This window comes from Janthinobacterium sp. SUN073, from assembly GCF_030397665.1.
Classification (GTDB): Bacteria; Pseudomonadota; Gammaproteobacteria; order Burkholderiales; family Burkholderiaceae_D; genus Janthinobacterium.
In genome coordinates this window covers 157001-180902 of record NZ_JAPUBT010000003.1, presented here as the reverse complement: position 1 = coordinate 180902, position 23902 = coordinate 157001, and the positions used below count along the sequence as shown (strand labels likewise).

Here is a 23902-nt window from a genome sequence, read left to right as displayed (position 1 = left end):
ATTTGTCGCGGCGTCACGGATGGGCCGTGATGCTGATATGCCAGTGGCTCAGGTGACCCGCTTCGATATGCACTTTGAGCGGTTTGTTCCAGGCGCCCGCGCCCGGGATCTTGTCGGTCGGCGCGGCGGAAAAACGCCCGTCGACGAGCGCCAGCTTGACGAAGCTGGGGCCGATGAAGATGATGCGCGTGCTGGCCGGCGCCGCTTCCTGGGCCAGCATGGCCCGGTTCGCCGCGATCCACGCCAGCAGGGCCGCCAGTTTGGGCTTTTGCGCGGGGTTGGCCGCCACTTCCGCCTTCGCGTCGAGGATCAACTGGTGGATGGCCGCGCCATTGTTCTGCCCGCCCAGCGCATCCGTGTAGCCGCCCGCGCCGTCCGCGTAGCGCAAGTCGATCTGCTGGCCGTCGCTGTGGCCGAGGTGGTGGAGGATGGAATCGCCCGCCGCCGTCTGCGTCACATGCTGGCCGCTGATGTCGTCGAAGCGGTAGGCCTTGCCCGCCAGCCAGGCGATGGCCAGACGCGTGGCCCATGAATCGCCGCCAGGATCGCGCGTGCCGTAACGGCGCGCCGCCAGCGCCGCCTCGTTGTTGGCCAGGTACAGGGGAATGTAGGCCGTGCTGCCCTTGAATTCCACTTGCCCCCCTTCGGCCGGGTCGGAGCTGGCGTCCGTATTGTCGACTTTGCCCTTCAGGCGCAAGGTGACGACGGCCTTCTTGTCGAGTTTTGCGCCGGCAAAGGCGGGCAGCACCAGGCTGGGGAATGTCACCTTGCCCGCGCTCTTGGTATTGGTCTGGGACAATAAATTCTCCGTGCTGAAGGCGGGATCGCCGCCGCCCGACGAAATACCGATATTGACTTCCGTAATCGTCGCCGCCGTTGGCGTGTAGTGCAATTCCAGCGGCAAGGTGTAGGTGGCCGTGGCCGCGCCTTGCGACACGGACACATACGGCCCCGGCAGATTGCCCGTCAGCTTGATCGGCTGCAGCACGGGATGGGTGGCCTTGTTCGGCGAGAGGAATTTCGCCTGCGTCACCTTCAAACCCTTGCACACGAGACTCAGTTCCACCGTCGTCACGGTGGCCAGGGCGCTGTCGCCGATATTCGTGGCGCTGACATTGCCGCCCAGGCTCAAAGCCCCCTCCCTGGTTTGCTTGCTGACATCGACGCATTCCGTCCTGACGATGCTGCCCTGCGTGTAGTGCGTCTGGTTGACGGCGCCCGTGGCGGCCAGATTGACCCCGGGCAAACCGGTCACGGCGTACGACCAGGTATCGTTGTACTGGCTTTGCGCCGTCGTGTAGACGGGGTACTCGGCCGTGCTGACGGTGATTTTCACGCCCACGTTTTTCGTGCCTTTGGGCACCGTGAAGGCGACGGGCGAGGTGATGGTCTGGTTTTGCGCGGCCGCCGTGGCCGTAAACGTCTTGCTGCCTTCGTCATCCTGCGGCGCGACGTCGCCTGCACGGGGGCTGGCGGGCACCTCGCGCACGGGCGGCCCGGCGCCATCCTGCGTGACCGTGCCCGCCACATAGCTCTGCGCCGAGGCGGTGCGCTGGGCCAGGCCGTGTCCGTACGGATACACGATGCCGACGCTGACGGTGCTGCTGTTGCCGAAGACGACGGCGCTGACGCTGACCACGTTCGGATGGGCCAGGTCGTTCAAGGTCAGCTGGTAGGTGTCGGGCAGCACGCCATCGAAGTGGAAGGCGCCCGTGACGTCGACCACGGCCACCTGGCGCTGGCGGTTGTTGTAGCCAGCCAATAACATCTTCTTGCCGGCCAGCCCCGTGGCATTGCCACCTGCCGGTGTGCGCAGCTGTCCTTGCAGCACGATGCCGGACTTGATGACGATCAAGGCATAGCTGGCTGTGAATTCGCCATCCTGCGAGACGAAATTGAGGTTCAGGTCATAGCTGCCGTTGGGCAAGGATGCCAGCAATTGCTGCATGGCCGTGGCGCTGAGGCTGAAGGTGCCGCTGGCCGCATCGAATACCCAATACTGCTTGAGACTGACGGCCACGCCGTCCGGCCTGGACAGCAAGCCGTCGCTGTCGTCCTGCAGGGCCTGCGGCGGCGCGCCCACCAGGCGGAACGCCATCCCGCCCGGCTGCAGGCGGTTGTTCGGTCCCAGCCCCGTGATGGCCAGCACGGGCGCGGTGGTGGGCAGGTTGCCGTCGTCGTCCGGCTCCACATAGGTTTCCACGGCCGTGGGCAGTTCCGTCTGGATCAGCAGGTTCAGGGTGGTGACGCTGTTGCCCTTGCTGAGGGAAAATTGCGCATGCTGGTCCACGCCCGCGTCGCCGGGCGTGGAAAAGCGCAGGCTGCCGTCCTGTAGCAGCACGTCCGTGACGGCGCCGCTGACCTTGACGCTGTCGGCGCCGTCCGTCAAACCCAGCTCGGCCAGCGATAGCGTCACCACTTGCGCGGGCCGCACGGGATCGAGGACGATGCTGGCGTTGGCGCTGAAAGTCCACGTCAGGCCAGTGCTCTGGAAGGCGATGCTGCGCTCGATACGCAGGGTGATGGTGTCGTCGGGTGTGACGGTGGCGCCTGCGTCGATGCTGCCGGACAGCACCTCGCCATCGATGATGGTGCTGCCTTCGGGCGCGCTGGCCAGCACGGCTTGCACATTGCTGGCCGCCGCGTTGCTGTTGTTGCGGATGTGCACGCGGTAGGTATAGTCCCAGGCCGTGCGGCTGACGCGCTGCTCGCCCACTTTTTCCAGCTGTGTCACTTCGAAGTCCCCGGCGGCCTGGGCGGTGGCCGCCGCTGCCGCCAGCATGATTTTCGGCGTGGGCGGCTGCGTCGGGTCATTCGAGCCGCCGCAGGCGCACAGGCTCATGGCCAGCAATGGGGCCAGCGCGGCGGCGGCCAGCCGGCGACGGCCCAGGCAGGCCATGGCCAGCACGCCCGCCAGCAGCAGCCATGGCGTGGATGGCAGGGCGACGGCGGCCGCCTGCGTGATGCCCGTCTCAAGCTCGATGAAGGAGACGGGGTCGAGGATGGAAAACGGCTGTGCGCCGGGGCTGCCCGCGCCCAGATAATCGAAGGTGATGGAAAAGCCCGTGGCCATGGCGCCCGGGACGATGCCGCCGGCCAGTGCCAGCGCATCGAGGTAGCCGCTGGCGGGAATGGCGGGATCGGGCTGCACCAGCAGCAGGTCCCAGCCCGGTGCCGTGGAAATGTCGTGCAGCGTGGCGTACTGGCCCACGCTGAAGAACAAGGTGAATTCGGCGATGGGCATGGCCAGGGTGGTATTGCTGACGCTATAGTCGTAACGCCACTGCGTGCCGCCCAGCGATGTCGCCGTGTAGCCGATGCTGGCGGCGTGCGCGGCGGACATTGCGCACAGCAGCAGCGCCAGCAGTGCCTGTTTGATAAAGCTCATGATCGTTCCCTCGTTGACTGGCGCCAAGCGTGCCCAGGCAAGAGGTCAAGCAGGAAGCGTTCCCGTAAAAATTGTGCTGTAAAAACAAGGGCTTGGCTGGAGGTGGTTGGTGCCGGTGTCAAATCTGCCGACACTGGCCCATACGGCTGAGCATGTCAGCGCTGTCCTACCCATCTTGTCGAAACTGTCTGATTGTATGCCTTGCGGAAACACGGGATGATCATGTTCACGCTGCAACAGCCAACCATTTCGACGGAGTATGCGATGCCCAAGCTAGCCAAGCCCAGCCATTTGAACAAGCCGTTCCTGCTGATCTGCCTGTTCACCTTGTCAACCCTGGCGGCCACCTGGATGAATACGGACGAGGCGCAGACGAGCGATGCCGCGCCGGCGCCCGTGGCGCGCGATGTGGGCCATGGCGCCTTGCCAGTCTGCAGCAGCGACGCACTCACCCTGTCGGCGCATTGCCAGCCTGGCCGCCAGGCTTGACGCCAGCTTGCAGCCGCTGCTGCAGCAAGGCCAGCACGGCCGCTTCTTCCGGCGCCAGCGCCGGCAAGTCTTCCTGTAACTGCTGCCGCGCCCGCGCGCGCATGCTTTCCCATAAACTGCCATCCAGATACGACTCCAGCACGGCCGGGTGCACATAGCATTTGCGGCAGATGGTCGGCGTGTTGCCCAGTTTTTTTGCCACCGACTCGATCGCCTGCACGATGTTTTTCTTCGCTTGCGCATCGGAATCGACCTGTTCGAACGCTTGCAGGGCCAGCGCGGCCAGCACGGTGCCGGACCAGGTGCGAAAATCCTTGGCCGTGTAGTCTTCGCCCGTCACCTCGCGCAGGTAATCGTTGACGTCGCCCGAATCGACGCCATGGCGCTCGCCGTGCTCATCGACATATTGAAACAGTTCCTGCCCCGGCAGTTCGCGCATGCGTTGCAGCACCCTGGCCAGGCGCCGGTCGCTGAGGCGGATAGCGTGGCGCACGCCGCTTTTGCCCTTGAAGTGAAAGGCCACGGCACTGCCGTCCACCTGCACATGGCGCGTGCGCAGGGTGGTCAGGCCGAACGATTTGTTGGTGCGCGCGTATTCTTCGTTGCCGATGCGCATCAGCGTCAATTCCAGCAGGTGCACGATGGTGGCCAACACTTTTTCACGCGATAAGCCCGGCAGCCGCATGCCGTGCGCGACGGCGGCGCGGATGGCGGGCAGGGCGTTGCCAAAGCTGAGCATGCGCTCGTATTTCACTTCGTCGCGCACCTGGCGCCAGCGCGCATGGTAGCGGTATTGCTTGCGGCCGCGCGCATCGCGTCCCGTCGCCTGCAGGTGGCCATTCGCGTGCGGGCAGATCCACACGTCCGTCCAGGCCGGCGGAATGGCCAGTGCCTTGATGCGCGCCAGGGTGGCGGCATCGCGCAGGGGGTGGCCGTCCGCATCGCGGTAGCGGAACTTGCCGGGCTGGCCCAGGCGGATAATGCCGCTTTGATGGTCGCCCGTGTAGCGCAGGCCGGCGGCGCGGGCCGTGGTGGTGGCAGATATTTCCATGACGATAGCTTACCTTGCACGCCGCGCACCCGGCGCGCCGTTATGCTAAGGTGCGCATTCGTAACGCCGTGCGCGGCAGACAGGAGCAGCAGATGTTTGGCAGAAAAAAGAATCTGGAAGAAGACCACGCCCCCCAGGCCGACAAGCAGTATGAAAAGAAGTACACGGAAGACAGTTTCTGGGACAAGGTCGTCAAGTTCGCCAAGACGGCGGGACGCGAAGTCATCGAGAAAGCCCTGTGGCTGTACTACGCGGCGCAGCAGCCGAATACCCCGCTGTGGGCCAAGACGGCCATCTATGGCGCGCTCGGCTATTTCATTTCGCCCATCGACGCGATTCCCGACATCACGCCCGTGATCGGCTATGCCGATGACCTGGCCGTGCTGGCGGCGGCCGTCGCCACGGTCGCCACCTACATCACGGCCGAGGTCAAGGAGCGCGCCGCCGACAAGCTGCGCGGCTGGTTCGGCGCCTAGGTTTGCTTGACAGCGGCTGCGCCGCTGCCCCCATGCGCGAGCAGGCGCAGCACGACTTCTTTCTGGAATGAACGAAACTCCTTGTCGGCGCTGACGTTGGCGAAGGCCAGCACGGCTGTCCTGCTGGCGCGGTCGACGCAGACGACGGATGCGGCGCCCGGGTCGCCGCCGCTGTGCGTGGCCAGCGGCTTGCCGTCGACATCGCGCAGCAGCCACACCAAAGCTTGCCGCACGGACGAGTCGGCGGGCACGACGGGGGCCGCTTGCGGGGCAAAAAATAATTGCAGGGTGGCATCTTGCAGATAGCGGTGGCCATCGACCCGGCCGCCATTGCTGAAGATGGCCAGGAAACGGGCAAAGTCATGCGCCGAGCTGCGTAGCAGGCCGGCCGGCCAGTCCGGGTAGCCGACGGGCGGCAGCACTTGCAGGCCCGGCTCCTTGTGCGCATACGGCTGGGCAACGACGGTACGCCGCGGCAAGCCGGCCAGGTTCCAGGCCGTGCTGTCCATGCCCAGCGGTTCGAACAGGTGCTCCTGCGCAAAGGCGTCGAGGCCGTCGGGGTTCAGCCGACCCACCAGATAGCCGAGCAGGGCGATACCCACATTGCTGTAGCGCCATTCTGTACCGGGCCGGGCGGCAAACGACACATCCGCGTCGTACCAGGCGCCGCCGCGCGACAGATAGCCCTTGACGAAGTCGCGCAGCGGTAATCGCGGATCGCCCTGCACGGCAAACGCCGTCGTCTTTTCGTACACGGCATCGGAAATGCCCGAGGTGTGATTGAGCAAATGGCGAAAGGTGATGGGCACGTCGGGAAACTTCGGATGCATGAGCGGGAAGTCCAGATAGGCCGCCACCTTGTCGTCGAGCTGGAAGGCGCCTTGTTCCAGCAGCATCATGACGGCCGTGGCCGTGACGAGCTTGCTGACGGAGGCGACATGGAACACCGTGTTGGCATCGGCTTTCTTGCCGGCCTGGATGTCGGCCCAGCCATAGCCGCGCGCGAAGATGGTTTGCTCGCCGCGCACTACGGCCACGCTCATGCCCGGCGTTTCCGTGCGGGCCAGGCCATCGCGCATGAAGCCGTCAAATTCCGTTTCCCACGCCAGCCTGGCCGGATCGGTGGCGCAGCCCGTTTGCAGCAGGGCCAGTGAGACGCCCAGTCCCAGCACGCTTCTTCGTTTCATTGATTCTTTCTTTTGCCATTTTTAATTATCTTAACAATATTTCCGCCCACCATAGGGGCAATTGACAAATCATTGCTCTGCAGCAATGACAAAGGGGCCGGCCAGCGCTTATTTGCACCCGTTATTTGCGCCAGTAGCGTTCCAGCAGGGGTTTGACGGTCAGGCCGTGCGCGACGATGGAGACGACGAGGGTGATGTTGCCCAGGGCCGCGCCGCAGGGTTTTGTCAAGCCTTGTTCTGCGCCTTGTACAGCGACACGCTGTCGTTCTGCGCCTGCATGCCATGCACCTCGATGGGGTCGTGGGTGGAGCGCAAGCGGGGCAGGCTGTGCGGATAATTGCTCGTGATAAAGGCCAGCATCTGCTCGCGCACGAGGCAGCGCAACTCGAAGGCCGTGCCCGAATCTTTCGCACTGATCAGAAAGCGCACGCGCACGGCCCGCTCGTTTGAATCCGTCGCCTGCACCGTGCAGACCCGCCCATCCCATTGCTTGGCGGACTCGCAGATGCGCGTCAGTTCCGCGCGCAGGGGCTCGATCGGGATGCTGAAATCGAGCCACAGGAACACCGTGCCCAGGATGTCCGAGGAGGTATGCGTCCAGTTCTCGAACGGATTTTCGATGAACCACTGCAGCGGCACGATCAGCCGGCGTTCATCCCACACGCGTACGACCACGTAGGTGCCCTTGATTTCCTCAACCGTGCCCCATTCGCCATTGACGATCAGCACGTCGTCGATGCGGATGGGTTGAGAAAACGCAATTTGCAGCCCTGCAATGAAATTGCCCAGCACGGGGCGGGCGGCGATACCGGCCACCAGGCCCGCCACGCCGGCCGAAGCGAGCAGACTGGCGCCGATCTGCCGCGCGCCGGGCAAGGTCAGCAGCACAAAGGACAGGCCCAGGAGGGCCACGATGGCGTGCGCGCTGCGCGTCAGCACGCGGGCCTGGGTGATCCGGCGGCGCGCGCGCAGGTTGTCGGCCGCGTCGACGGGATTGATCTGGGAAATCGTGATGCTGAGCGACTCGATGCATTGCATGGCCAGCCAGGTCAGCGCGACGATCAGCGCCACGCTGGCCAGATGCGACATGGCGACCAGGCCCGGCGTGTCGTCGGGCGCGCTGGCCAGCACCATGCGCAAGCCGAAGACGATCAGGCACAGCTGGCTGGCGCGGAAGGCCACGCGCGCGACGTTGCTGGTGAACGGGTGGCCATTCGCCAGTCTTTTCAGTAAACCAATGCCGGCCCGGTGCACGACGATGGCGGCCAGGGTGACGAGCAGGGCGGAAACGAGCACGGTCAGCGCCGAGCGCAGCGGGCCTCCCATCAGCGAGTGAAACGTGCTGAGATCCATAGGCGAAAACTCCTTGGTTATTGGTGAAATGGATGTCGGAAGCGGGTATTTTACGGGCAGATGGCGTAACGGGGGCGTGCGTTGCCGTACGGATAAGACTTGCGTCAAAGTGGATACTGGCAGAAATTGCTGCGCTGCGCCAAGTCACGTTGACGTTTCAATACGCAAAGCAAACGCGCGCCGTCCTATTGGAAATATAGCCATAATTGCAATGGTTGTTCATGTCTGCAAAGGAAAACGATGATAGTACGATCACTCCGAATGTCCTTGCGCTTCATCCTGCCGCTGGCCCTGGTGCTGGGATTGTTTGCTTATATCGTGGTACCCCTGCTCGATAATATTACCTTGCGCTGGTATGTGCGCGACCTCGACAGCCGGGCGGAATTGCTCGCTGGAACCCTCCGCCCCTCGCTTACCGAATACCTGCCCGCGCAAGACGCCACCCGCATCGGTGAACTGTTCCAGGGCGCCACGCGCGATGAACGCCTGATCGCCATCGGTTTTTGCGACAATGCGGGCCACTTGCTGTACCAATCCGCGCAATACCCGGCCTCCATCGGCTGCTGGAGCACGCCTCCCACGGGCGGCCTGTACAAATCCCTGGCGCAATTGCCGCAAGGGCAAGTCCACCTCAGCGAAACGCCCGTCATGCAGGACGCGACCCAACTGGGCCGTCTGGTGCTGGTGCAAGACATGAGCTTTGTCGAGCGCCGCAATACCGATACCAAGCGCTTCATTTTTGCCTTCCTGGCCGTGCTGGCCGTGCTGATTTCCCTGATGACCGTGTTCGTCGCCCACCTGAGCTGGCGCGGCTGGCTGTCGGCCGTAAAAGATATCTTGCGGGGCGAGCTGATGCCGCGCAGCGTCGCGGCCGTTCAGGCTGCCGATGCGCCGGCCGCCGCACCCGCGCCGCCGCCGGAAATGCAGCCGCTGATCGGCGACTTGCGCGAACTGCTGCAGGAATACCATCTGGAACGCCAGGGCGACAGTGGCTGGACCTCGGAGTGGACGCCGGAAAAACTGCGCGGCTTGCTGGAAGCGGACCTTGCGGGAGATCAAGTGCTGGTGGTATCGAACCGCGAACCGTATATCCACACCAAAACGGAAGATGGGATAGCGGTGCAGCGCCCGGCCAGCGGCCTGGTGACGGCCGTGGAAGCGGTGATGCGCGCCTGTTCCGGCACCTGGATCGCGCATGGCGCCGGTTCCGCCGACCGCGAGACGGTGGATAAATTCGACCACGTGCCCGTGCCGCCCGACAATCCCAGCTATACCTTGCGCCGCGTGTGGCTGACGCAAGAGGAAGAGCAGGGCTATTATTATGGCTTCGCCAATGAAGGCATGTGGCCGCTGTGCCATATCGCCCACGTGCGCCCCGTGTTCCGCTCTTCCGACTGGGACCAGTACGTGAAGGTCAACCGCCGCTTCGCCGACGCCGTGATCGCCGAGGCGAAGACGGACAACCCCGTCGTGCTGGTGCAGGATTATCACTTTGCCTTGCTGCCACGCATGGTGCGCGAAGCCTTGCCGAAGGCGACGATTATCACGTTCTGGCATATCCCCTGGCCGAACTCGGAATCGTTCGGTATTTGCCCATGGCGCGAGGAAATCCTCGACGGCTTGCTGGGCAGCACGATCCTCGGTTTCCACACGCCATTCCACCGCAAAAATTTCCTGGAAACGGTGGATCGCTACCTGGAAACCCGCATCGAGCCCGAGGCTTCCACGATTTCCTACGGCGGCGAGATGACGCAGGTCGAGGATTACCCGATTTCCATCGCCTGGCCCGAGGATAATGCCGAACAGCCCGACGTGGCCACCTGCCGCGCGCAAATCCGCGCCGAACTGGGCGTATCTGCCGACCACTTGCTGGGCATCGGCGTGGATCGCCTCGATTACACGAAAGGCATCGTCGAGCGCTTCCAGGCCGTCGAGCGCATGCTGGAGCAGCAGCCCGGCATGGTGGGCAATTTTACTTTCGTGCAAATTGCCGCTCCCAGCCGCGCTTCGCTCGATGAGTATCAAAGTTTCGACGCGCGCGTGCGCAAGATGGTCGAGCGCATCAACCGCCGCTTCGGCAGCGGCAACTACGTGCCCATCCTGCTGAAAGCCGAGCACCATGGCCAGGACGACTTGCAGCGCTATTTCCGCGCCTCCGAGGTGTGCATGGTGACAAGCTTGCATGATGGCATGAATCTGGTGGCCAAGGAATTCATCGCCGCGCGCGACGACGAGCTGGGCGTGCTGGTGCTGTCGCAATTCACGGGCGCCGCGCGCGAGCTGCATGAAGCGCTGATCATTAATCCGTACCACATCGAGCAGGGCGCCGACGCCCTGTACCGTGGCCTGGTGATGCCGCCCGTGGAACAGCGCGAGCGCATGAAAAGCATGCGTGCCCGCGTCAAACATTTCAATGTCTACCGCTGGGCAGGGCGCATGCTGCTGGACGCGGCCCGCTTGCGCCAGCGCGACAAGGTCATGACCAAGATCGATGCCCACAGCCGCATCAAGCGGCGCAAGGGAATCTGATGGCCGATATTCTTGACGATAGCGCGGCCCTGTTGCAGCTGCTGAGTGCGCCCGGGGCCGCCGTCTTCCTCGACTTCGACGGCACCCTGGTCGACCTGGCGCCCACGCCTGATGGCGTGCGCCTGGAACCGGGCGTGGTGGAAGCGCTGGCGCTGCTGGCCGAGCGCCATGGCGGCGCGCTGGCCCTCATTTCCGGTCGTCCCATCGCCCAGATCGACGCCATGCTGGCGCCTTTGACCCTGCCGGTTGCCGGCGTGCATGGCGTGGAGCGGCGCGGCGCCGATGGCGCGTTGCACGTGGCGGCCACGCCCGATGTCTCTCCCGTGCTGGCGCGCGCGCAGGCCCTGGCCTCTGTCCACCCCGGTTTGCTGGTGGAACAGAAGCGGGGCGCCGTGGCCCTGCATTACCGTCTGGCGCCCGAACTCGGGCAACTGTGCTTACAGGAAATGAAAGCCGCCGTGCAAGCGTGCCCGGGGGTGTTGCTGTTGCATGGCAAAATGGTCCTGGAAGCCAAACCGGCCGCCACCGACAAGGGCGGCGCCATCGCCGCCTTCCTGCGCGAAATCCCGTTTGCCGGCCGCCGGCCCGTGTTCGCGGGCGACGACACCACCGATGAGGCAGGCTTTGTCTTTGTACAACAAGCAGGCGGGCAGGGCGTCAAAGTGGGCAGCGGCCCCAGCGCCGCCACCCTGCGCCTGGCCAGCCCCGGCGCCTTGCGCACCGCGCTGCTGGCCGCTTCCGTATCCCCTGAAGGAGCAGATGATGACAACTGATGACACCCCCGGCGGCGCGCCCGCGCAAGCATCCCTCAACTGCGGCGTGGTGGGCAATTGCGCCTTCAGCGCCCTGATCGACCAGGCCGGGCAGGTCGTCTGGTCCTGCCTGCCCCGCTTCGATGGCGATCCCGTCTTCAACCGCTTGCTGGACGACACGGAAAACGGCAGCGTGTGGGCCATCGACATTGAAAACTATGCGCGCAGCGAGCAATTCTACGAGCCGAACACGGCCGTACTGCGCACGCGCCTGTACGACACGGAAGGGCGCGGCGTGGAAATCACGGATTTCGCACCCCGTTTCCTCAGCCGTGACCGCATGTTCCGCCCGCTGATGCTGATCCGCCGCGTGCGCCCGCTCGACCATGCCGTGCGCATCCGCGTGCGCCTGCGCCCCCGCTACGACTGGGGCAAGCTGGCGCCGCAGATCACGCAGGGCAGCCACCACATCCGCTACGTGGGACCGGAACAGACCTTGCGCCTGAACACGGATGTATCGCTCAACTATGTACTGAGCGAAACGTATTTCGTGCTGGGCGGCACCGCCAACTTCCTGTTGGGTCCCGATGAAACCCTGGCCGGCGGCATCGACGAGACGGCGCGCATCTTTGAAAAGGACACCATCAATTACTGGCGCACCTACACGCGCCGCCTGGCCGTGCCGCTGGAATGGCAGGACGTGGTCATCCGCGCGGCCATCACCTTAAAACTGTCTTTATATGAAGACACGGGCGCCATCATCGCCGCCATGACCACCAGCATCCCGGAAGCGCCCGGTAGCAGCCGCAACTGGGATTACCGCTATTGCTGGCTGCGCGACGCCTTCTTCGTCGTGCGCGCCCTCAACAGCCTGTCGGAAGTGGGCACGATGGAAGAGTATCTGCGTTGGCTGACGAATATCGTCGCCCGCTCGAAGGGCGGCCACATCCAGCCCCTGTACGGCATCGGCCTGGAAGAGCAATTGCCCGAATCGACGCTGGACCACTTGCCCGGCTACCGGGGCAACGGCCCCGTGCGCGTTGGCAACCAGGCGCAGGAACATTTCCAGCACGATGTGTACGGCAACATCGTCCTTGGTGCGGCGCAAGCTTTTCTTGACCACCGTTTGTTCCACCGGGCCGGCAAGGCCGAGTTTGCCGCGCTGGAAGCCGTGGGCGACCAGGCATTCCGATTGCATGCGGAACCGGACGCGGGCATGTGGGAGCTGCGCACGCGCGCGCGCGTCCACACCTCGTCCATGCTGATGAGCTGGGCCGCCTGCGACCGCCTGGCGAAAGTGGCGCATAAACTGGGCTTGCCGGACCGGGCCGACCACTGGAACAGCCGCGCCGTGCTGATCCGCGAACGCCTGCTGCGCGAAGCGTGGAGCGAGGAACGCCAGGCCTTCGCGGAAAGCCTGGGCGGGCGCGACCTCGACGCCTCCGTCTTGCTGATGGCGGAAGTCAACTTCATCGATCCCATGGACCCCCGTTTCATCGCGACAGTCGACGCGCTGGAAGCGTCCCTGTGCGACGGCCCCTACATGCGCCGCTACGAGGCCCCCGACGACTTCGGCAAGCCCGAAACCGCCTTCAACATCTGCACCTTCTGGCGCATCGACGCCCTAGCCCGCATCGGCAGGAAAGACGAAGCGCGCAAAATCTTCGAGACGATGCTAATGGCGCGCAATCACCTGGGCCTGCTGTCGGAAGACACGCACCCCGTGACGGGCGAAATGTGGGGGAACTTTCCGCAGACGTATTCGATGGTGGGCTTGATCAATTGCGCGGTCAGGTTGTCGGCGCCTTGGGATAGCGCGGTTTAAGTTCACCCCCAAGGCAAGTTCCGGGGTCGGACCCTCAGGGTCCGACCCCAGCCTTTTCGATGCTCGGGTTAATCATGCGCCAGCAGGCCCGCCACGCCCATACAACCTGCACTCCGCCGCCAGCGCCAGCAAATTCGCATCGCGCTCGCGGCTGCTCAGCATCAGCAGGGTGATTTGCTGGTGCGAGCCGTAGCGCGTGTCCAGCGGAATTAGTTCGATGCGCGAGCTGAAGGCGCGCACTCGGCCTGGCAGCAGGCTGTAGCCGATGCCGCCGCTGACCAGGTTGATCAGCGAGAAGATGTCGCCCACCCGCATGGCCGTGTCCGGCACGAAGCCCGCCAGTTCAAATGCGTGGTTGAAGCTTTGCGAGGTGACAAAACCTTCGTTGAGCGTGACGAACTTGTCATTGCGCAGATGCTGCAAGTCCACCGATGCCGCCCCTGCATAGGGCGAGGCTAGCGGCGCGGCCAGGTAGACGTCGTCCTGGAACAGGGGCACGGATACGAGTCCCGCATGCTGTTCTTCTTCCTGCACGCCGATGATGATGGCATCGAGCCGGCCGTCAGCCAGGCTTTGCAGCAGGTCGCGGTTCGAGCCCAGCGTCAGGTCGATGTCGAGTCCCGGCCGGCGCAGCTTCAGGGCGATCACCAGTTGCGGGATGCAGTGCAGGGTCAATGAATACAGCGAACCGATTTTCAGGCGCACGGGGTTGATGCCCGACATTTCGCGCACCTTGCGCACGCCTTCCTCGCATTCGGCCAGCGCGCGCCGGGCCGATTCGGCAAAGGTGTAGGCCGCATGCAGGGGGATCAGGCTGCGCCCCTCGCGCTTGAACAGGGGGCAGCGCAAGCCGTCTTCCAGCGAATGCAGGGCGCGGTGCACGCTGACCGTGCTCTGGCCCAGCGCATCGGCCACCCTCGCCAGGTTGTTCAATTCCATAAAGCTGAGAAACACTTCCAGCTTTTTCAGCGTGATTTCTTCGTTGATGGCCATGGCTAGCCTCTTTCATGGAGGTTCATTAACTTCAGAGTAATGAACATGGTAGCAGGTTGATTGTCGCGGTGACGCTTTCGTTCTATCGTCAGGGTTCGATAGCTCACTTCGGAGGCATGATGTCAACCGCCACAGCAGCGCCAGCGCAGCGGCAAAAACAATGGGACACGCGGCGCACCGAGAAACGCCGCCGGCTCGACGCCGTGCGCCATTACGCGAACGGCCCCGTGCTGCAACAGGGCGACATGGTCGCCGTGCTCGAAGCCTTGCTCGCGCCGGGCGACCGCGTTGTCCTGGAAGGCAATAACCAGAAACAGGCCGATTTCCTCGCCCGCATGTTGACCCAGGTCAATCCCGACAAGATCAACCATCTGCACCTGATCATGCCCAGCGTCAGCCTGCCCGAGCACCTGGACCTGTTCGAACGGGGCATCGCCCGCAAGCTCGATTTTTCCTTTGCCGGCACGCAAAGCCTGCGCATCGCCCAGTTCCTGCAGGATGGCTTGCTGGAAGTGGGCGCCATCCACACCTACATTGAGCTGTATGCGCGCCTGTTCGTCGACCTCACGCCCAACGTCGTCATGGTGGCCGGCTACATGGCCGACCGCCAGGGCAATCTGTACACGGGCCCCAGCACCGAGGACACGCCCACCCTGGTGGAATCTGCCGCCTTCCGCGACGGCATCGTCATCGCCCAGGTGAACCAGATCGTCGACGATGTCAGCGACTTGCCGCGGGTCGACGTGCCCGGCTCGTGGATCGATTTCGTCGTGCAGTCCGACAAGCCGTTTTTCATCGAACCCTTGTTTACCCGCGACCCGCGCGTCATTAAACCTGTGCACGTGCTGATGGCCATGATGGCGATCCGCGGCGTGTACGAAAAACACCAGGTGCAGTCGCTCAATCACGGCATCGGCTTCAATACGGCCGCCATCGAGCTGATTTTGCCCACCTATGGCGAGCAGCTGGGCTTGAAGGGCAAGATTTGCCGCAACTGGGTGCTCAATCCCCATCCGACCCTGATACCGGCCATCGAGACGGGCTGGGTCGAGAGCGTGCACTGCTTCGGCGCCGAATTGGGCATGGAAGGCTATGCGGCCGCGCGGCCTGACGTGTTCTTCACGGGCCGCGATGGCTCCATGCGCTCGAACCGCGCCCTGTGCCAGCTGGCGGGCCAGTACGCGGTCGACCTGTTCATCGGCGCCACCCTGCAGATGGATGGCCTGGGCAACTCGTCCACCGTCACGAATGGCCGCCTGGCGGGTTTCGGCGGCGCGCCCAATATGGGCCACGATCCGCATGGCCGGCGCCACCCGACACCCGCCTGGCTGGATCTGATCGAGACGGACGACCCGCTGGCGCGCGGCAAGAAGCTGGTGGTGCAGATGGTCGAGACGTTCCAGGATGGCGGCCAGCCGACGATCGTCGAGTCGCTCGATGCCGTGGCCGTGGGCCAGGCCAGCGGCATGCCGCTGGCGCCCGTGATGATCTATGGCGACGATGTCACCCACGTGCTGACGGAAGAGGGCATCGCCTATCTGTACAAGGCCCGTTCGCTCGACGAGCGCAAGGCCATGCTGGCGGCCGTCGCTGGCGTGACGCCCATCGGCCTGCGCCACGACCCGAAGACGACGGCGAAATTGCGCGCCGACGGCCTGATCGCGCTGCCCGAGGATATCGGTGTGCAGCGCGGCGCGGCCAGCCGCTCGCTGCTGGCCGCGAAAAGCATCGCCGACCTGGTCGAATGGTCCGACGGCCTGTATCAACCCCCCGCCAAATTCAGGAGCTGGTAATGAGCACGATGATGACGATGATGACTACCGCGATGCCGGTGCGGGAACGCTCTGCCGCGCTGGCGCGGCAGGTGCTGCAGGCCCTGCTCGACGAAGTGACCCTGACGCCGAAACCGGGCCTGGTCGATTTGCGCAGCCGTGGCGCGCACGCGGACTTGAACTGGGCCTTGATGTGCCATTCCGCCTGCGTGCTGCAGCCCGTGTTTGCCGCCATGGCGCAAGCGGGTTTGGAAAGCGACGATGACGACGGCCTGCGACAGCGCATCGGCGCCATCGGCCGCGATGGCGAAGCGCTGATGCTGACAGCCACGGGCGGCGTGAATACGCACCGGGGCGCCATCTGGGCGCTGGGCTTGCTGGTGACGGCGGCGGCGCAGCAGGGCGCGCGAGGCGCATCGCTGGCGCCGCAAGCCGTGGCGGCGCGGGCCGGCGCGCTGGCGCGTTTGCACGACCGCAGCGCGCCTGTCGCCACCGGCAACAAGGGCGAACTGGCGTGCCGCCAGTATCGGGTCGATGGCGCACGGGGCCAGGCCCGCGCCGGCTTTCCCCTGGTGACGGGCGCCGGATTGCCGGCTTTGCACGCCTCAAGGGCACGCGGCGACAACGAAACGACGGCGCGCCTGAACGCCTTGCTGGCGATTATCAGCCAGCTGGACGACACCTGCGTGCTGTCGCGCGGCGGCGAGGCGGCTTTGCTGGCACTGCAGGCAGGGGCGGCGCGGGTGCTGGCGGCCGGCGGCGCGGCCACTGCCGCCGGGTCGCAGGCGCTGCTGGTGCTGGAAGCGGTGGCGCTGTCGCGCGGCGTGTCGCCGGGCGGCGCGGCCGATCTGCTGGCGGCCACCCTGTTCCTCGATCGATTGACAGAAGGAGAAGCGCATGGAAACGCGTAACTACGAATTTCCCGCCGGGCCAGCGGCGGCAGGGCGGGCCCTGGCCGGCGTCGTCGGCTCGGGCGACCTGGAAGTGCTGCTGCAGCCCGGCGACGATGGCGTGATCCGCATCGTCGTCAACACCTCTGTCGACGGCAAGGGCGCCGTCTGGGATGCGCTCTTGCAGCGCGTATTCGGCGGCGAGCCGCTGCCGGCGGCGTGCATCGTCATCAACGACTGCGGCGCCACGCCGGGCGTGGTGCGCATGCGCATCGAGCAAGCTTACGAAGAATTGCAAGCGGGGAGGGCGGCATGAGCACATTGAAGGAATTGCTGGAGCGCGACAGCTTCATCGAACGGGGAGCGCGCAGCCGGGCCAAGGCCTTGCTGGACTCTGGCAGCATGCGCGAACTGCTCGACCCGTTCTGCGGCATCGCTTCGCCCTGGCTGCCGCGCCAGGGCGTGACGGCCCAGGCGGACGACGGCGTGGTGGTGGCCAAGGGCTTGTTCGACGGCCAGCCGGCCGTGGTGCTGGCCATCGAAGGCGCCTACCAGGGCGGCAGCATGGGCGAAGTGGGCGGCGCAAAGATCGCCGGCGCGCTGGAACTGGCGGCGCGCGACAACCGCCAGGGCGTGCCGACGCGCGCCGTGATCCTGTTCGAGACGGGCGGCGTGCGCCTGCAGGAAGCCAACCTGGGTCTGGCGGCGATTGCCGATATCCATGCGGCCATCGTCGACCTGCGCCGCTACCAGCCCGTGATCGGCATCACGGCCGGCACCGTCGGCTGCTACGGCGGCATGTCGATCGCGGCGGGCCTGTGCAGCTATTTTGTAGTCACGCGCGAAGCGCGCCTGGGCCTGAATGGCCCGGCCGTGATCGAGCAGGAAGCAGGCGTGGACGAATTCGACTCGCGCAACAAGCCGTTCATCTGGAGCCTGACGGGCGGCGAGCAGCGCTTTCACAGCGGCCTGGCCGACGCCTATGTGGCAGACGACACGGCGCAGATGCGCGCCACCGTGGCCGAATTGTTCCAGCGCGGCGTGCCGGCGCAGCACCGCAGCGATCAGGCGCACGGCTTCCTGGCGCGCCTGGCCGACGTCGACGCCAGCGTGCAAGCCACGCCGGACGCCGTGCGTTTGATCTACAGCAAAGGAGTAGCAGCATGAACGCCATCACCGATACCAGTCGCGGCGCCATCTGGCTGGCGGCCCTGACCGACAGCACTGCGCCGCTGGAAGGCTACCCCGCTTCCGTGCGCGTGGTGGACGCACCGCTGGCGGGCGAAGCGGCGCGCTACCTGGCCGTGCTGCCCGACCCGGACAACCGTTTTACACGCGCCCGCACCGGTGAAATCGGTCTGGTGGAAGCCTGGCAGCTGGCGCGCGCCGTGCAGCAGGTGGTTCATGAAGACCTCGCGCTGGCCGTCAAACGCCCCATCGTCGCCGTCATCGACGTGGCCAGCCAGGCGTATGGCCGACGCGAAGAAGCCTACGGCATCCACCAGGCGCTGGCCGGCGCGGCGGGGGCGTATGCCGAGGCGCGCCTGGCCGGCCACCCTGTGATCGGCCTGATCGTGGGCAAGGCCATGTCAGGCGCTTTTCTCGCCCACGGCTACCAGGCCAACCGCCTGATCGCGCTCGACGATCCGCAAGTGATGGTGCACGCCATGGGCAAGGCGTCGGCGGCGCGCATCACCTTGCGCACGGTGGCGGCACTGGAAGCGCTGGCCGAGACCATCGCGCCCATGGCCTACGACATCGGCAACTACGCCACCCTGGGCCTGTTGTGGCAAACCTTGCAGGTGGCGCAGCCGGATGCACCGTCAAGCGGGGATGTAGCCCAGGTGCGCGCCAGCCTGCAGGCGGCCCTGGCCGACATCCGCGCCGACCCGCAGCGCGACCTCTCCAGCCGCCTGGGCGCGCCGCACCGCCAGGCGTCGGCAAAAGTCAGGGAGGTGCTGGGGCAGCAGTGGTAGGTGCAACAACAGAGAAGACATCAAGTCATTCCTATTCCTATAACGGAGACACATCATGATCATTTACGGAACCGCATTACTGGCCTTATGCCATTTGCTCGGCATCTTCCTGGGCGACCTGCTCGGGCAGTTGATGGGCGTCAAAACCAACGTGGGCGGCGTGGGCATCGCCATGCTGCTCTTGATCTGCGCCCGGCTCTACATGCAGCGGCGCGCATGGCTGCCGCAGATGACGGAGCGGGGCGTCGAATACTGGGGCGCCATGTATATTCCTGTGGTGGTGGCCATGGCGGCGCAGCAGGATGTGGTCGCGGCGCTGCGCGGCGGACCGGTGGCCGTGCTGGCCGCCATCGGTTCCGTCGTCGTTTGCGGCGCCGTGATTTCTCTGATTAACAGGATGGAAAGCCCGGCCGCCATCGCCGCCGCCGAAGCCGAGTCGATGTTGATCAAGGAGCACCGTCATGCTTGAAATCTTTGAGAAAGCCGCCATCCACAATGGCCTTGTGACGGCATTCGCCTTTGTCGGCCTGATCATGCTGCTGTCGGTGGCGCTGTCGAAGTATCTGACCCTGGGCCGCGTGCATGGTTCGGCCATTGCCATCGTGATCGGCCTGGGCCTCGCTTACTGGGGCGGTGTGCATAGCGGCGGCCACAAGGGCCTGGCCGATTTGTCGCTGTTCGGTGGCATCGGCCTGATGGGCGGCGCCATGCTGCGCGACTTTGCCATCGTCGCCACCGCCTTCGAGGTGCAGGCCACGGAGGCGCGCAAGGCGGGCCTGATCGGCGTCGTGGCGCTGATGCTGGGCGTGGTGCTGCCGTTTCTCGTGGGCGCCGGCGTGGCTTACGCGTTTGGCTATTCGGATGCCGTCAGCATGACCACCATCGGCGCAGGCGCTGTCACGTATATCGTCGGCCCCGTCACGGGCGCGGCCATCGGCGCCAGCTCGGATGTCATGGCGCTGAGCATCGCGGCGGGCCTCATCAAGGCCATCCTGGTGATGGTGGGCACGCCTGCCGCAGCGCGCTTCCTGCGCCTGAAGACGCCGCGCTCGGCGATGGTCTTCGGCGGCCTGGCCGGCACCGTCAGCGGCGTGTCGGCCGGCCTGGCGGCTACCGACCGCAAGCTGGTGCCGTATGGCGCGCTGGTGGCCACGTTTCACACGGGCCTGGGCTGTTTGCTGGGACCGTCGTTGCTGTTCTTTGCCGTCAAGGCGGTGGTGGCCTGATGCAAAATCTTCGCGCGCATGATCTGCTATGGGCATCCGGCCTGCCTGAGGGTGCGCCGTTTCCCGCCTGGCTAGACGCTGTCTGGCTGCAGGCGGCGCCGCTGGTGGTGCGGCGCGCCAGCTGCGCGCTCGGACGTATCCCCGTGGGCGTGCGCGGCATGCTGCGCAGCGAGCGGCACGCGTGCGAAGTGGAGGCCGCCGCCGTCTTGCACCGCGCGACGCCGGAAATGCTGGCGCGGCTGGCGCACGCGCCGCTGCCAGGTTTTTCCTGCGCTGCGCTCGATGCGCTGCGACAGGTGGCGCCCTTGCTCGATGCCACGGGCTGGGCCTGGGGCCCGACGGGCGGCGTGGGTTTCGCGCTGGCCAGCGGTTTACCCGTGCTGCGCGCCGACAGCGACCTCGATCTCGTGCTGCGCATCGCCGCGCCGCCGGACGCCGCGCAAGCAGACGCCTTGCGCGCGATTGCGGCGAGTGTCACGGCGTGCCGGCTGGACCTGCAGATCGACACGGGCCCTGGCGGCTTTGCGTATGCCGAATGGGCGGCGGGCCGGCGCAAGGTCTTGCTGAAAACGGATCGCGGCCCGCTTCTGACAGCCACGCCATGGGAGCTTGCATGAGCGTGTTATTTACCTTTCCCGGCCAGGGCGCCCAGACTCCGGGCATGCTGCATGCGCTGCCCGATGATGGCGTCGTGGTGGCGGCCCTGGCGGAAGCGGCGGACGTGCTGGGCCACGATCCCTTGGCGCTGGACACGGCTGACGCACTGGCGTCGACGCGGGCCGTGCAACTGTGTTTGCTGATTGCGGGCGTGGCCATGGCGCGTTCGCTGGCCGCGCGCGGCGCGCTACCGGACATGGTGGCCGGCTTTTCCATCGGCGAGTATGCGGCGGCGGCGGTGGCTGGCGCGCTCGATTATGCGGATGCCCTGCGTCTGGTGGCGCGGCGCGGGCAGCTGATGGAGCAGGCGTATCCCACCGGTTACGGCATGGCGGCCATCATCGGGCTTGATCTGGCGCAACTCGAGCCGTTGCTGGCCCAGGTGCACGGCGCCGCCACGCCTGTGTATATCGCCAACCTGAATGCGCCGCGCCAGATTGCCATAGCCGGCAGCGACCCCGCCTTGCAAGCCGTGATGGCGCTGGCCCTGGCGCATGGCGCCAGCAAGGCCAAGCGGCTGGCCGTCAGCGTGCCATCGCACTGCCCGCTGCTGGACGCCGCCGCACTGGACTTGCGCGCCGCCTTCGACGGCGTGACCGTGCACCGGCCCTCGCTTGTCTACCTGAGCAGCAGCGCGGCGCGCGCGCTGTTCGACCCGGCCCGCATCCGCGACAGCCTGGCCGCCAACATGGCGCAGCGCGTGCAGTGGACCGCTACCTCGCGCCTGGCGTGGGAACGGGGCGCCCGCCTGGCAGTGGAAATGCCGCCCGGCAGCGTCCTGACGCGGCTGACGGCGCCCGACTTCACGGACGGCGTGGCCGTCTGCTGCGACGGCAACCGGGGCGACAGCTTGCTGGCCCTGGTGCAGCGGGAGCGAAACGGCACCGTGCCTTAAAGCCTGGCGCTCAATCCGATCTGGAAGCCACGGCCTGGCAAGGGCGCAATGTATTTCAGTGGAGAATTGTGTGGCCTGGCATCGTCATCGAGCAGGTTGGTGCCGCTGATGAACACTTCGAGGCCTGCAAACGGCGAATTTGGCACCTGCAGGGCGCGGCTCAGCTGGAAATTCACCATGGTATAGCCGTCGAGCGGCACTTCCTCGCTGACACTTTTGCCCAGGTACTTCTGCTTGTCGTACCAGGTGCTCGACACTCTGGCCTTCCACCCCTGGTTTTCCCACAGCACATGCGCGCCGTAGCGGTTGGTGGGCATGTTGGGCAGGTATGCGCCGTCGTTGTGCGCGCGCAGCTTGTCGGGATGGTCCGCCTTGTTCTTGACCAAGTCGGCAAATGCGGAGAGATTCAGCTTGCCATAGTTGCCCAGCTGAACGACCTGGGAGGCGTCGATCTCGAATCCCTTGACCGTCGTATCGGTCTGCTTCCAATATTTTAATGGCAGGCGATTGGCCATCTGGGCTCCAGAATGGCCAAGGTACAGATAGTTCTCATACTGCATGACGTAGCCGGTTGCGGACAGGTTGAAGCCGCGATTGCCGAACAGGGCGGTGAGTTCGGTATTCCTGGCACGCTCGGCCTTCAGGTTCTGGTTGCCTTCTTCCTGGGTCATGATCGAATAGTGGCGGTTGCTCGCATACAACTCATTGACGTCGGGCGCTCTTTCCGAGGAGGCATAGCGCAGCTTCGCACCGAAAAGCTGGCCCAGTTTGGCCGAGGCGCCCAGGCTATAGCTGTTCAGGCTGAATGACTTGTCTTCGAGTTTGGCGTTGCTCGCATTCCTCGACGTCTTGAATCCGCTCTGGCGGATGTCGTGCTCCACTTTTTCATGGCGCAAGCCCGCATCGAAGGTGGCCCAGTCGACGTCGAGGCTTTCCTTGACGAACAGCGCGCGGCTGACCGTGCTGGCATCGGGAAGGTAGAGCTGCGGGCCGCTGCCGGCGATATCCCTGGACTTGTGGCTGAGGCCAAGCAAGCCGCTCAATGGCCCTGCGCGCCGGTGCGCCAGCAGGAGTTCGGCCTGATTGGTGTTGAACCGGTAGTCATTCGCCTTGGCAGTACCGAGGCGTTCTCCCGACGTATTGTTCAGGCGAGACACGCGCAGTTGCACGCTTTCAAGATATGCCAGGGGATCGCGCAGATGGGCTTCCAGCGCATATTTATCCTGCTGTATCACCACGCCGACGGGCAGTCCCGCGTCATAATTCGCCCCGAAAGACTTGTTCTCCATGGAGAAGCCTGGTACGCCATACTCGCTATTCTTGGTATCGAGGCTGATGGCCACGTAGCCACGATCGAAAAAGTAGGTGCTGCCGACGGCAAAGTGGGAATTGCTGGCATGGCTGTTGCCCAGAGTGCCGTGATAATCGGGGGTGACGTCCTTGTTGATCTTGTTCTGGGTCGCCGACGGCGTACCGGGCACGTATGCGGGGTTGGCCGGATTGACGTAGGTCTTGCGCTGCCAGACGGAGGTCGGATTATTGGTGTAGAAGGAAAAATCACCGTCCGCCCAGTCCGGATTTTCCGTCATGAACTGGTCGATAAACGGTTGCGACGCCTTGTTGTAGGCCTGCTGGATTCTCGCTTCTTTCTGGCAACTGTCGGCCAGAAAGGTATTCACGCCGCCCCGAGAAGGGAACAACTGGCTGTTGCACACGCCGGCCTTGCTGTTGCCTGGAATGTCGTAATGCCCGATCTTCTGGAATGACATCTGCAGATTGGTCGAGATGTGTTTTCCATCGTTGAAATTCAGGCGCAAGCCTTGCGCATCGGTATCGTTGAAACCCTTGCGCAAGACCAGTTCCAGGTCTTTCGGCTTGTCCTCCATCTTCCTGGAAATGAGGCCGGAATCAACATCGACGCTGCCGCCGATGGCATTGCCGCCGAAGCGCACGCTATCGGACGATTTGTTCACGGTGACGCCGCGCGCAAACAGCGGATCGAACGGGATATTGATGTCGCCGCTGAGCGCATTCATACCGAGGATGGACTGGCCATCTTCGAGGATCTGCACGCGGCTGCCGCTCAGGCTGCGTATCACCGGTGCGCCGGCATTCGGCCCGAAGGCGCTGCTTTGCACGCCCGAGACATGCTCGAGCATGCCGCCCAGCGTCCTGTTCTGGGCTTGCGTATTTTCAACGACAACGACGCTGTCGATGCTCGACGGCTTGTCGGCCCGGATGTTGATGGTCTGCAGGGTGATGTCGTCTGCCGCGTAAGCGAGCGGGGTAGTGGACAGCATGGCAGCTGCGAATACGTGATGGCGCATGGGACTCTCTAAAAAGGCGGAATGGGAGTGCTGGCGCCGGACGCGGGCACAGCGCGACGGCATAGATGCAATCGAGTTGCAATAATAGCTTGCGCGGAATGCTAATGCAAGTAAAC

20 protein-coding genes are annotated in these 23902 nt (G+C 64.8%); 14 read left to right on the top strand and 6 right to left on the bottom strand.

Annotation, left to right across the window (positions count from 1 at the left end; all coding sequences use genetic code 11):
• Window positions 1–13: 13 nt before the first annotated feature.
• Entirely contained in the window at window positions 14–3388 is a 3375-nt protein-coding gene (locus tag O0882_RS11510; RefSeq protein ID WP_289948023.1) for a hypothetical protein, read from the bottom strand.
• 222 nt (window positions 3389–3610) lie between these two features.
• Here O0882_RS11510 and O0882_RS11505 point away from each other — a divergent pair, with 222 nt between their 5' ends.
• Window positions 3611–3877: a hypothetical protein gene (locus O0882_RS11505; protein WP_289948021.1), complete on the top strand. Its 267-nt coding sequence runs from the start codon at window positions 3611–3613 to the stop codon at window positions 3875–3877.
• Here O0882_RS11505 and O0882_RS11500 read toward each other — a convergent pair.
• Window positions 3837–4928 (bottom strand): DNA topoisomerase IB, encoded by a 1092-nt coding sequence (locus tag O0882_RS11500; protein ID WP_289948019.1) that lies wholly within the window; start codon window positions 4926–4928, stop codon window positions 3837–3839. The two genes, O0882_RS11505 and O0882_RS11500, sit on opposite strands and share 41 nt — an antisense overlap.
• A 92-nt stretch (window positions 4929–5020) precedes the next feature.
• Between O0882_RS11500 and O0882_RS11495 the strand changes: the two genes are divergently transcribed.
• Entirely contained in the window at window positions 5021–5404 is a 384-nt protein-coding gene (locus tag O0882_RS11495; RefSeq protein ID WP_289948018.1) for a DUF1232 domain-containing protein, read from the top strand.
• Here O0882_RS11495 and O0882_RS11490 read toward each other — a convergent pair.
• Both O0882_RS11490 and O0882_RS11485 read right to left on the bottom strand, forming a co-directional pair.
• Window positions 5401–6591 (bottom strand): serine hydrolase domain-containing protein, encoded by a 1191-nt coding sequence (locus O0882_RS11490; RefSeq protein ID WP_289948017.1) that lies wholly within the window; start codon window positions 6589–6591, stop codon window positions 5401–5403. The genes O0882_RS11495 and O0882_RS11490 overlap by 4 nt on opposite strands.
• Window positions 6592–6816: 225 nt before the next feature.
• Entirely contained in the window at window positions 6817–7944 is a 1128-nt protein-coding gene (locus O0882_RS11485; protein WP_289948016.1) for a mechanosensitive ion channel domain-containing protein, read from the bottom strand.
• A gap of 261 nt (window positions 7945–8205) precedes the next feature.
• Between O0882_RS11485 and O0882_RS11480 the strand changes: the two genes are divergently transcribed.
• The 3 genes from O0882_RS11480 to O0882_RS11470 are packed head-to-tail and all read left to right on the top strand — an operon-like array spanning window position 8206 to window position 13050.
• The gene (locus O0882_RS11480) at window positions 8206–10473 is read left to right on the top strand and encodes a trehalose-6-phosphate synthase (RefSeq protein ID WP_289948015.1); all 2268 of its coding nucleotides are present in this window, start codon (window positions 8206–8208) and stop codon (window positions 10471–10473) included.
• Entirely contained in the window at window positions 10473–11246 is a 774-nt protein-coding gene (gene otsB / locus O0882_RS11475) for a trehalose-phosphatase (RefSeq protein ID WP_289948014.1), read from the top strand. Before O0882_RS11480 ends, otsB begins: the two co-directional genes overlap by 1 nt.
• Window positions 11233–13050 (top strand): glycoside hydrolase family 15 protein, encoded by a 1818-nt coding sequence (locus tag O0882_RS11470; protein ID WP_289948012.1) that lies wholly within the window; start codon window positions 11233–11235, stop codon window positions 13048–13050. Before otsB ends, O0882_RS11470 begins: the two co-directional genes overlap by 14 nt.
• Window positions 13051–13122: 72 nt before the next feature.
• Here O0882_RS11470 and O0882_RS11465 read toward each other — a convergent pair whose 3' ends face one another.
• Window positions 13123–14043 carry a LysR family transcriptional regulator gene (locus O0882_RS11465; RefSeq protein WP_289948010.1) on the bottom strand — a complete coding sequence of 307 codons (921 nt, stop codon included), beginning with the start codon at window positions 14041–14043 and terminating at the stop codon, window positions 13123–13125.
• 119 nt (window positions 14044–14162) lie between these two features.
• Between O0882_RS11465 and mdcA the strand changes: the two genes are divergently transcribed.
• The 9 genes from mdcA to mdcH are packed head-to-tail and all read left to right on the top strand — an operon-like array spanning window position 14163 to window position 21459.
• Entirely contained in the window at window positions 14163–15836 is a 1674-nt protein-coding gene (mdcA, locus tag O0882_RS11460) for a malonate decarboxylase subunit alpha (protein ID WP_289948008.1), read from the top strand.
• Window positions 15837–15868: 32 nt separating this feature from the next.
• Complete coding sequence (locus tag O0882_RS11455) at window positions 15869–16726, top strand: triphosphoribosyl-dephospho-CoA synthase (RefSeq protein WP_289948470.1); 858 nt, start codon at window positions 15869–15871, stop codon at window positions 16724–16726.
• Complete coding sequence (locus tag O0882_RS11450; protein ID WP_289948007.1) at window positions 16713–17021, top strand: malonate decarboxylase subunit delta; 309 nt, start codon at window positions 16713–16715, stop codon at window positions 17019–17021. The genes O0882_RS11455 and O0882_RS11450 overlap by 14 nt, the downstream gene beginning before the upstream one ends.
• Window positions 17018–17872: a biotin-independent malonate decarboxylase subunit beta gene (locus tag O0882_RS11445; protein ID WP_289948005.1), complete on the top strand. Its 855-nt coding sequence runs from the start codon at window positions 17018–17020 to the stop codon at window positions 17870–17872. The genes O0882_RS11450 and O0882_RS11445 overlap by 4 nt, the downstream gene beginning before the upstream one ends.
• Window positions 17869–18681: a biotin-independent malonate decarboxylase subunit gamma gene (mdcE, locus tag O0882_RS11440; RefSeq protein ID WP_289948002.1), complete on the top strand. Its 813-nt coding sequence runs from the start codon at window positions 17869–17871 to the stop codon at window positions 18679–18681. The genes O0882_RS11445 and mdcE overlap by 4 nt, the downstream gene beginning before the upstream one ends.
• 55 nt (window positions 18682–18736) lie before the next feature.
• Window positions 18737–19150 carry a malonate transporter subunit MadL gene (madL, locus tag O0882_RS11435; protein WP_289948000.1) on the top strand — a complete coding sequence of 138 codons (414 nt, stop codon included), beginning with the start codon at window positions 18737–18739 and terminating at the stop codon, window positions 19148–19150.
• A complete protein-coding gene (gene madM / locus O0882_RS11430) occupies window positions 19143–19907 on the top strand; it encodes a malonate transporter subunit MadM (protein WP_289947998.1) in 765 nt (254 codons plus the stop codon). The genes madL and madM overlap by 8 nt, the downstream gene beginning before the upstream one ends.
• Window positions 19907–20524, top strand: a complete 618-nt coding sequence (locus tag O0882_RS11425) for a malonate decarboxylase holo-ACP synthase (protein WP_289947996.1) — start codon at window positions 19907–19909, stop codon at window positions 20522–20524. The genes madM and O0882_RS11425 overlap by 1 nt, the downstream gene beginning before the upstream one ends.
• On the top strand, window positions 20521–21459 hold the full coding sequence (gene mdcH / locus O0882_RS11420) for a malonate decarboxylase subunit epsilon (RefSeq protein ID WP_289947993.1): 939 nt from the start codon (window positions 20521–20523) through the stop codon (window positions 21457–21459). The genes O0882_RS11425 and mdcH overlap by 4 nt, the downstream gene beginning before the upstream one ends.
• On the opposite strand, the gene O0882_RS11415 is transcribed toward mdcH, so the two are convergent.
• Window positions 21456–23786, bottom strand: coding sequence for a TonB-dependent receptor (locus tag O0882_RS11415; RefSeq protein ID WP_289947990.1), 2331 nt, complete (start codon window positions 23784–23786; stop codon window positions 21456–21458). The two genes, mdcH and O0882_RS11415, sit on opposite strands and share 4 nt — an antisense overlap.
• Between the last annotated feature and the right edge of the window lie 116 nt (window positions 23787–23902).

Excerpts from the sequence above, each read along its gene's own strand:
- mdcE (WP_289948002.1), top strand. The coding sequence starts at position 17,869 with ATGAACGCCATCACCGATACCAGTCGCGGCGCCATCTGGCTGGCGGCC.
- O0882_RS11445 (WP_289948005.1), top strand. The coding sequence starts at position 17,018 with ATGAGCACATTGAAGGAATTGCTGGAGCGCGACAGCTTCATCGAACGG.
- O0882_RS11505 (WP_289948021.1), top strand. The coding sequence starts at position 3,611 with ATGTTCACGCTGCAACAGCCAACCATTTCGACGGAGTATGCGATGCCC.
- mdcA (WP_289948008.1), top strand. The coding sequence starts at position 14,163 with ATGTCAACCGCCACAGCAGCGCCAGCGCAGCGGCAAAAACAATGGGAC.
- O0882_RS11495 (WP_289948018.1), top strand. The coding sequence starts at position 5,021 with ATGTTTGGCAGAAAAAAGAATCTGGAAGAAGACCACGCCCCCCAGGCC.
- madM (WP_289947998.1), top strand. The coding sequence starts at position 19,143 with ATGCTTGAAATCTTTGAGAAAGCCGCCATCCACAATGGCCTTGTGACG.
- O0882_RS11455 (WP_289948470.1), top strand. The coding sequence starts at position 15,869 with ATGCCGGTGCGGGAACGCTCTGCCGCGCTGGCGCGGCAGGTGCTGCAG.
- O0882_RS11465 (WP_289948010.1), bottom strand. The coding sequence starts at position 14,043 with ATGGCCATCAACGAAGAAATCACGCTGAAAAAGCTGGAAGTGTTTCTC.
- otsB (WP_289948014.1), top strand. The coding sequence starts at position 10,473 with ATGGCCGATATTCTTGACGATAGCGCGGCCCTGTTGCAGCTGCTGAGT.
- O0882_RS11485 (WP_289948016.1), bottom strand. The coding sequence starts at position 7,944 with ATGGATCTCAGCACGTTTCACTCGCTGATGGGAGGCCCGCTGCGCTCG.
- O0882_RS11470 (WP_289948012.1), top strand. The coding sequence starts at position 11,233 with ATGATGACAACTGATGACACCCCCGGCGGCGCGCCCGCGCAAGCATCC.
- O0882_RS11480 (WP_289948015.1), top strand. The coding sequence starts at position 8,206 with ATGTCCTTGCGCTTCATCCTGCCGCTGGCCCTGGTGCTGGGATTGTTT.
- O0882_RS11450 (WP_289948007.1), top strand. The coding sequence starts at position 16,713 with ATGGAAACGCGTAACTACGAATTTCCCGCCGGGCCAGCGGCGGCAGGG.
- O0882_RS11500 (WP_289948019.1), bottom strand. The coding sequence starts at position 4,928 with ATGGAAATATCTGCCACCACCACGGCCCGCGCCGCCGGCCTGCGCTAC.
- O0882_RS11425 (WP_289947996.1), top strand. The coding sequence starts at position 19,907 with ATGCAAAATCTTCGCGCGCATGATCTGCTATGGGCATCCGGCCTGCCT.
- O0882_RS11510 (WP_289948023.1), bottom strand. The coding sequence starts at position 3,388 with ATGAGCTTTATCAAACAGGCACTGCTGGCGCTGCTGCTGTGCGCAATG.
- O0882_RS11415 (WP_289947990.1), bottom strand. The coding sequence starts at position 23,786 with ATGCGCCATCACGTATTCGCAGCTGCCATGCTGTCCACTACCCCGCTC.
- O0882_RS11490 (WP_289948017.1), bottom strand. The coding sequence starts at position 6,591 with ATGAAACGAAGAAGCGTGCTGGGACTGGGCGTCTCACTGGCCCTGCTG.
- mdcH (WP_289947993.1), top strand. The coding sequence starts at position 20,521 with ATGAGCGTGTTATTTACCTTTCCCGGCCAGGGCGCCCAGACTCCGGGC.
- madL (WP_289948000.1), top strand. The coding sequence starts at position 18,737 with ATGATCATTTACGGAACCGCATTACTGGCCTTATGCCATTTGCTCGGC.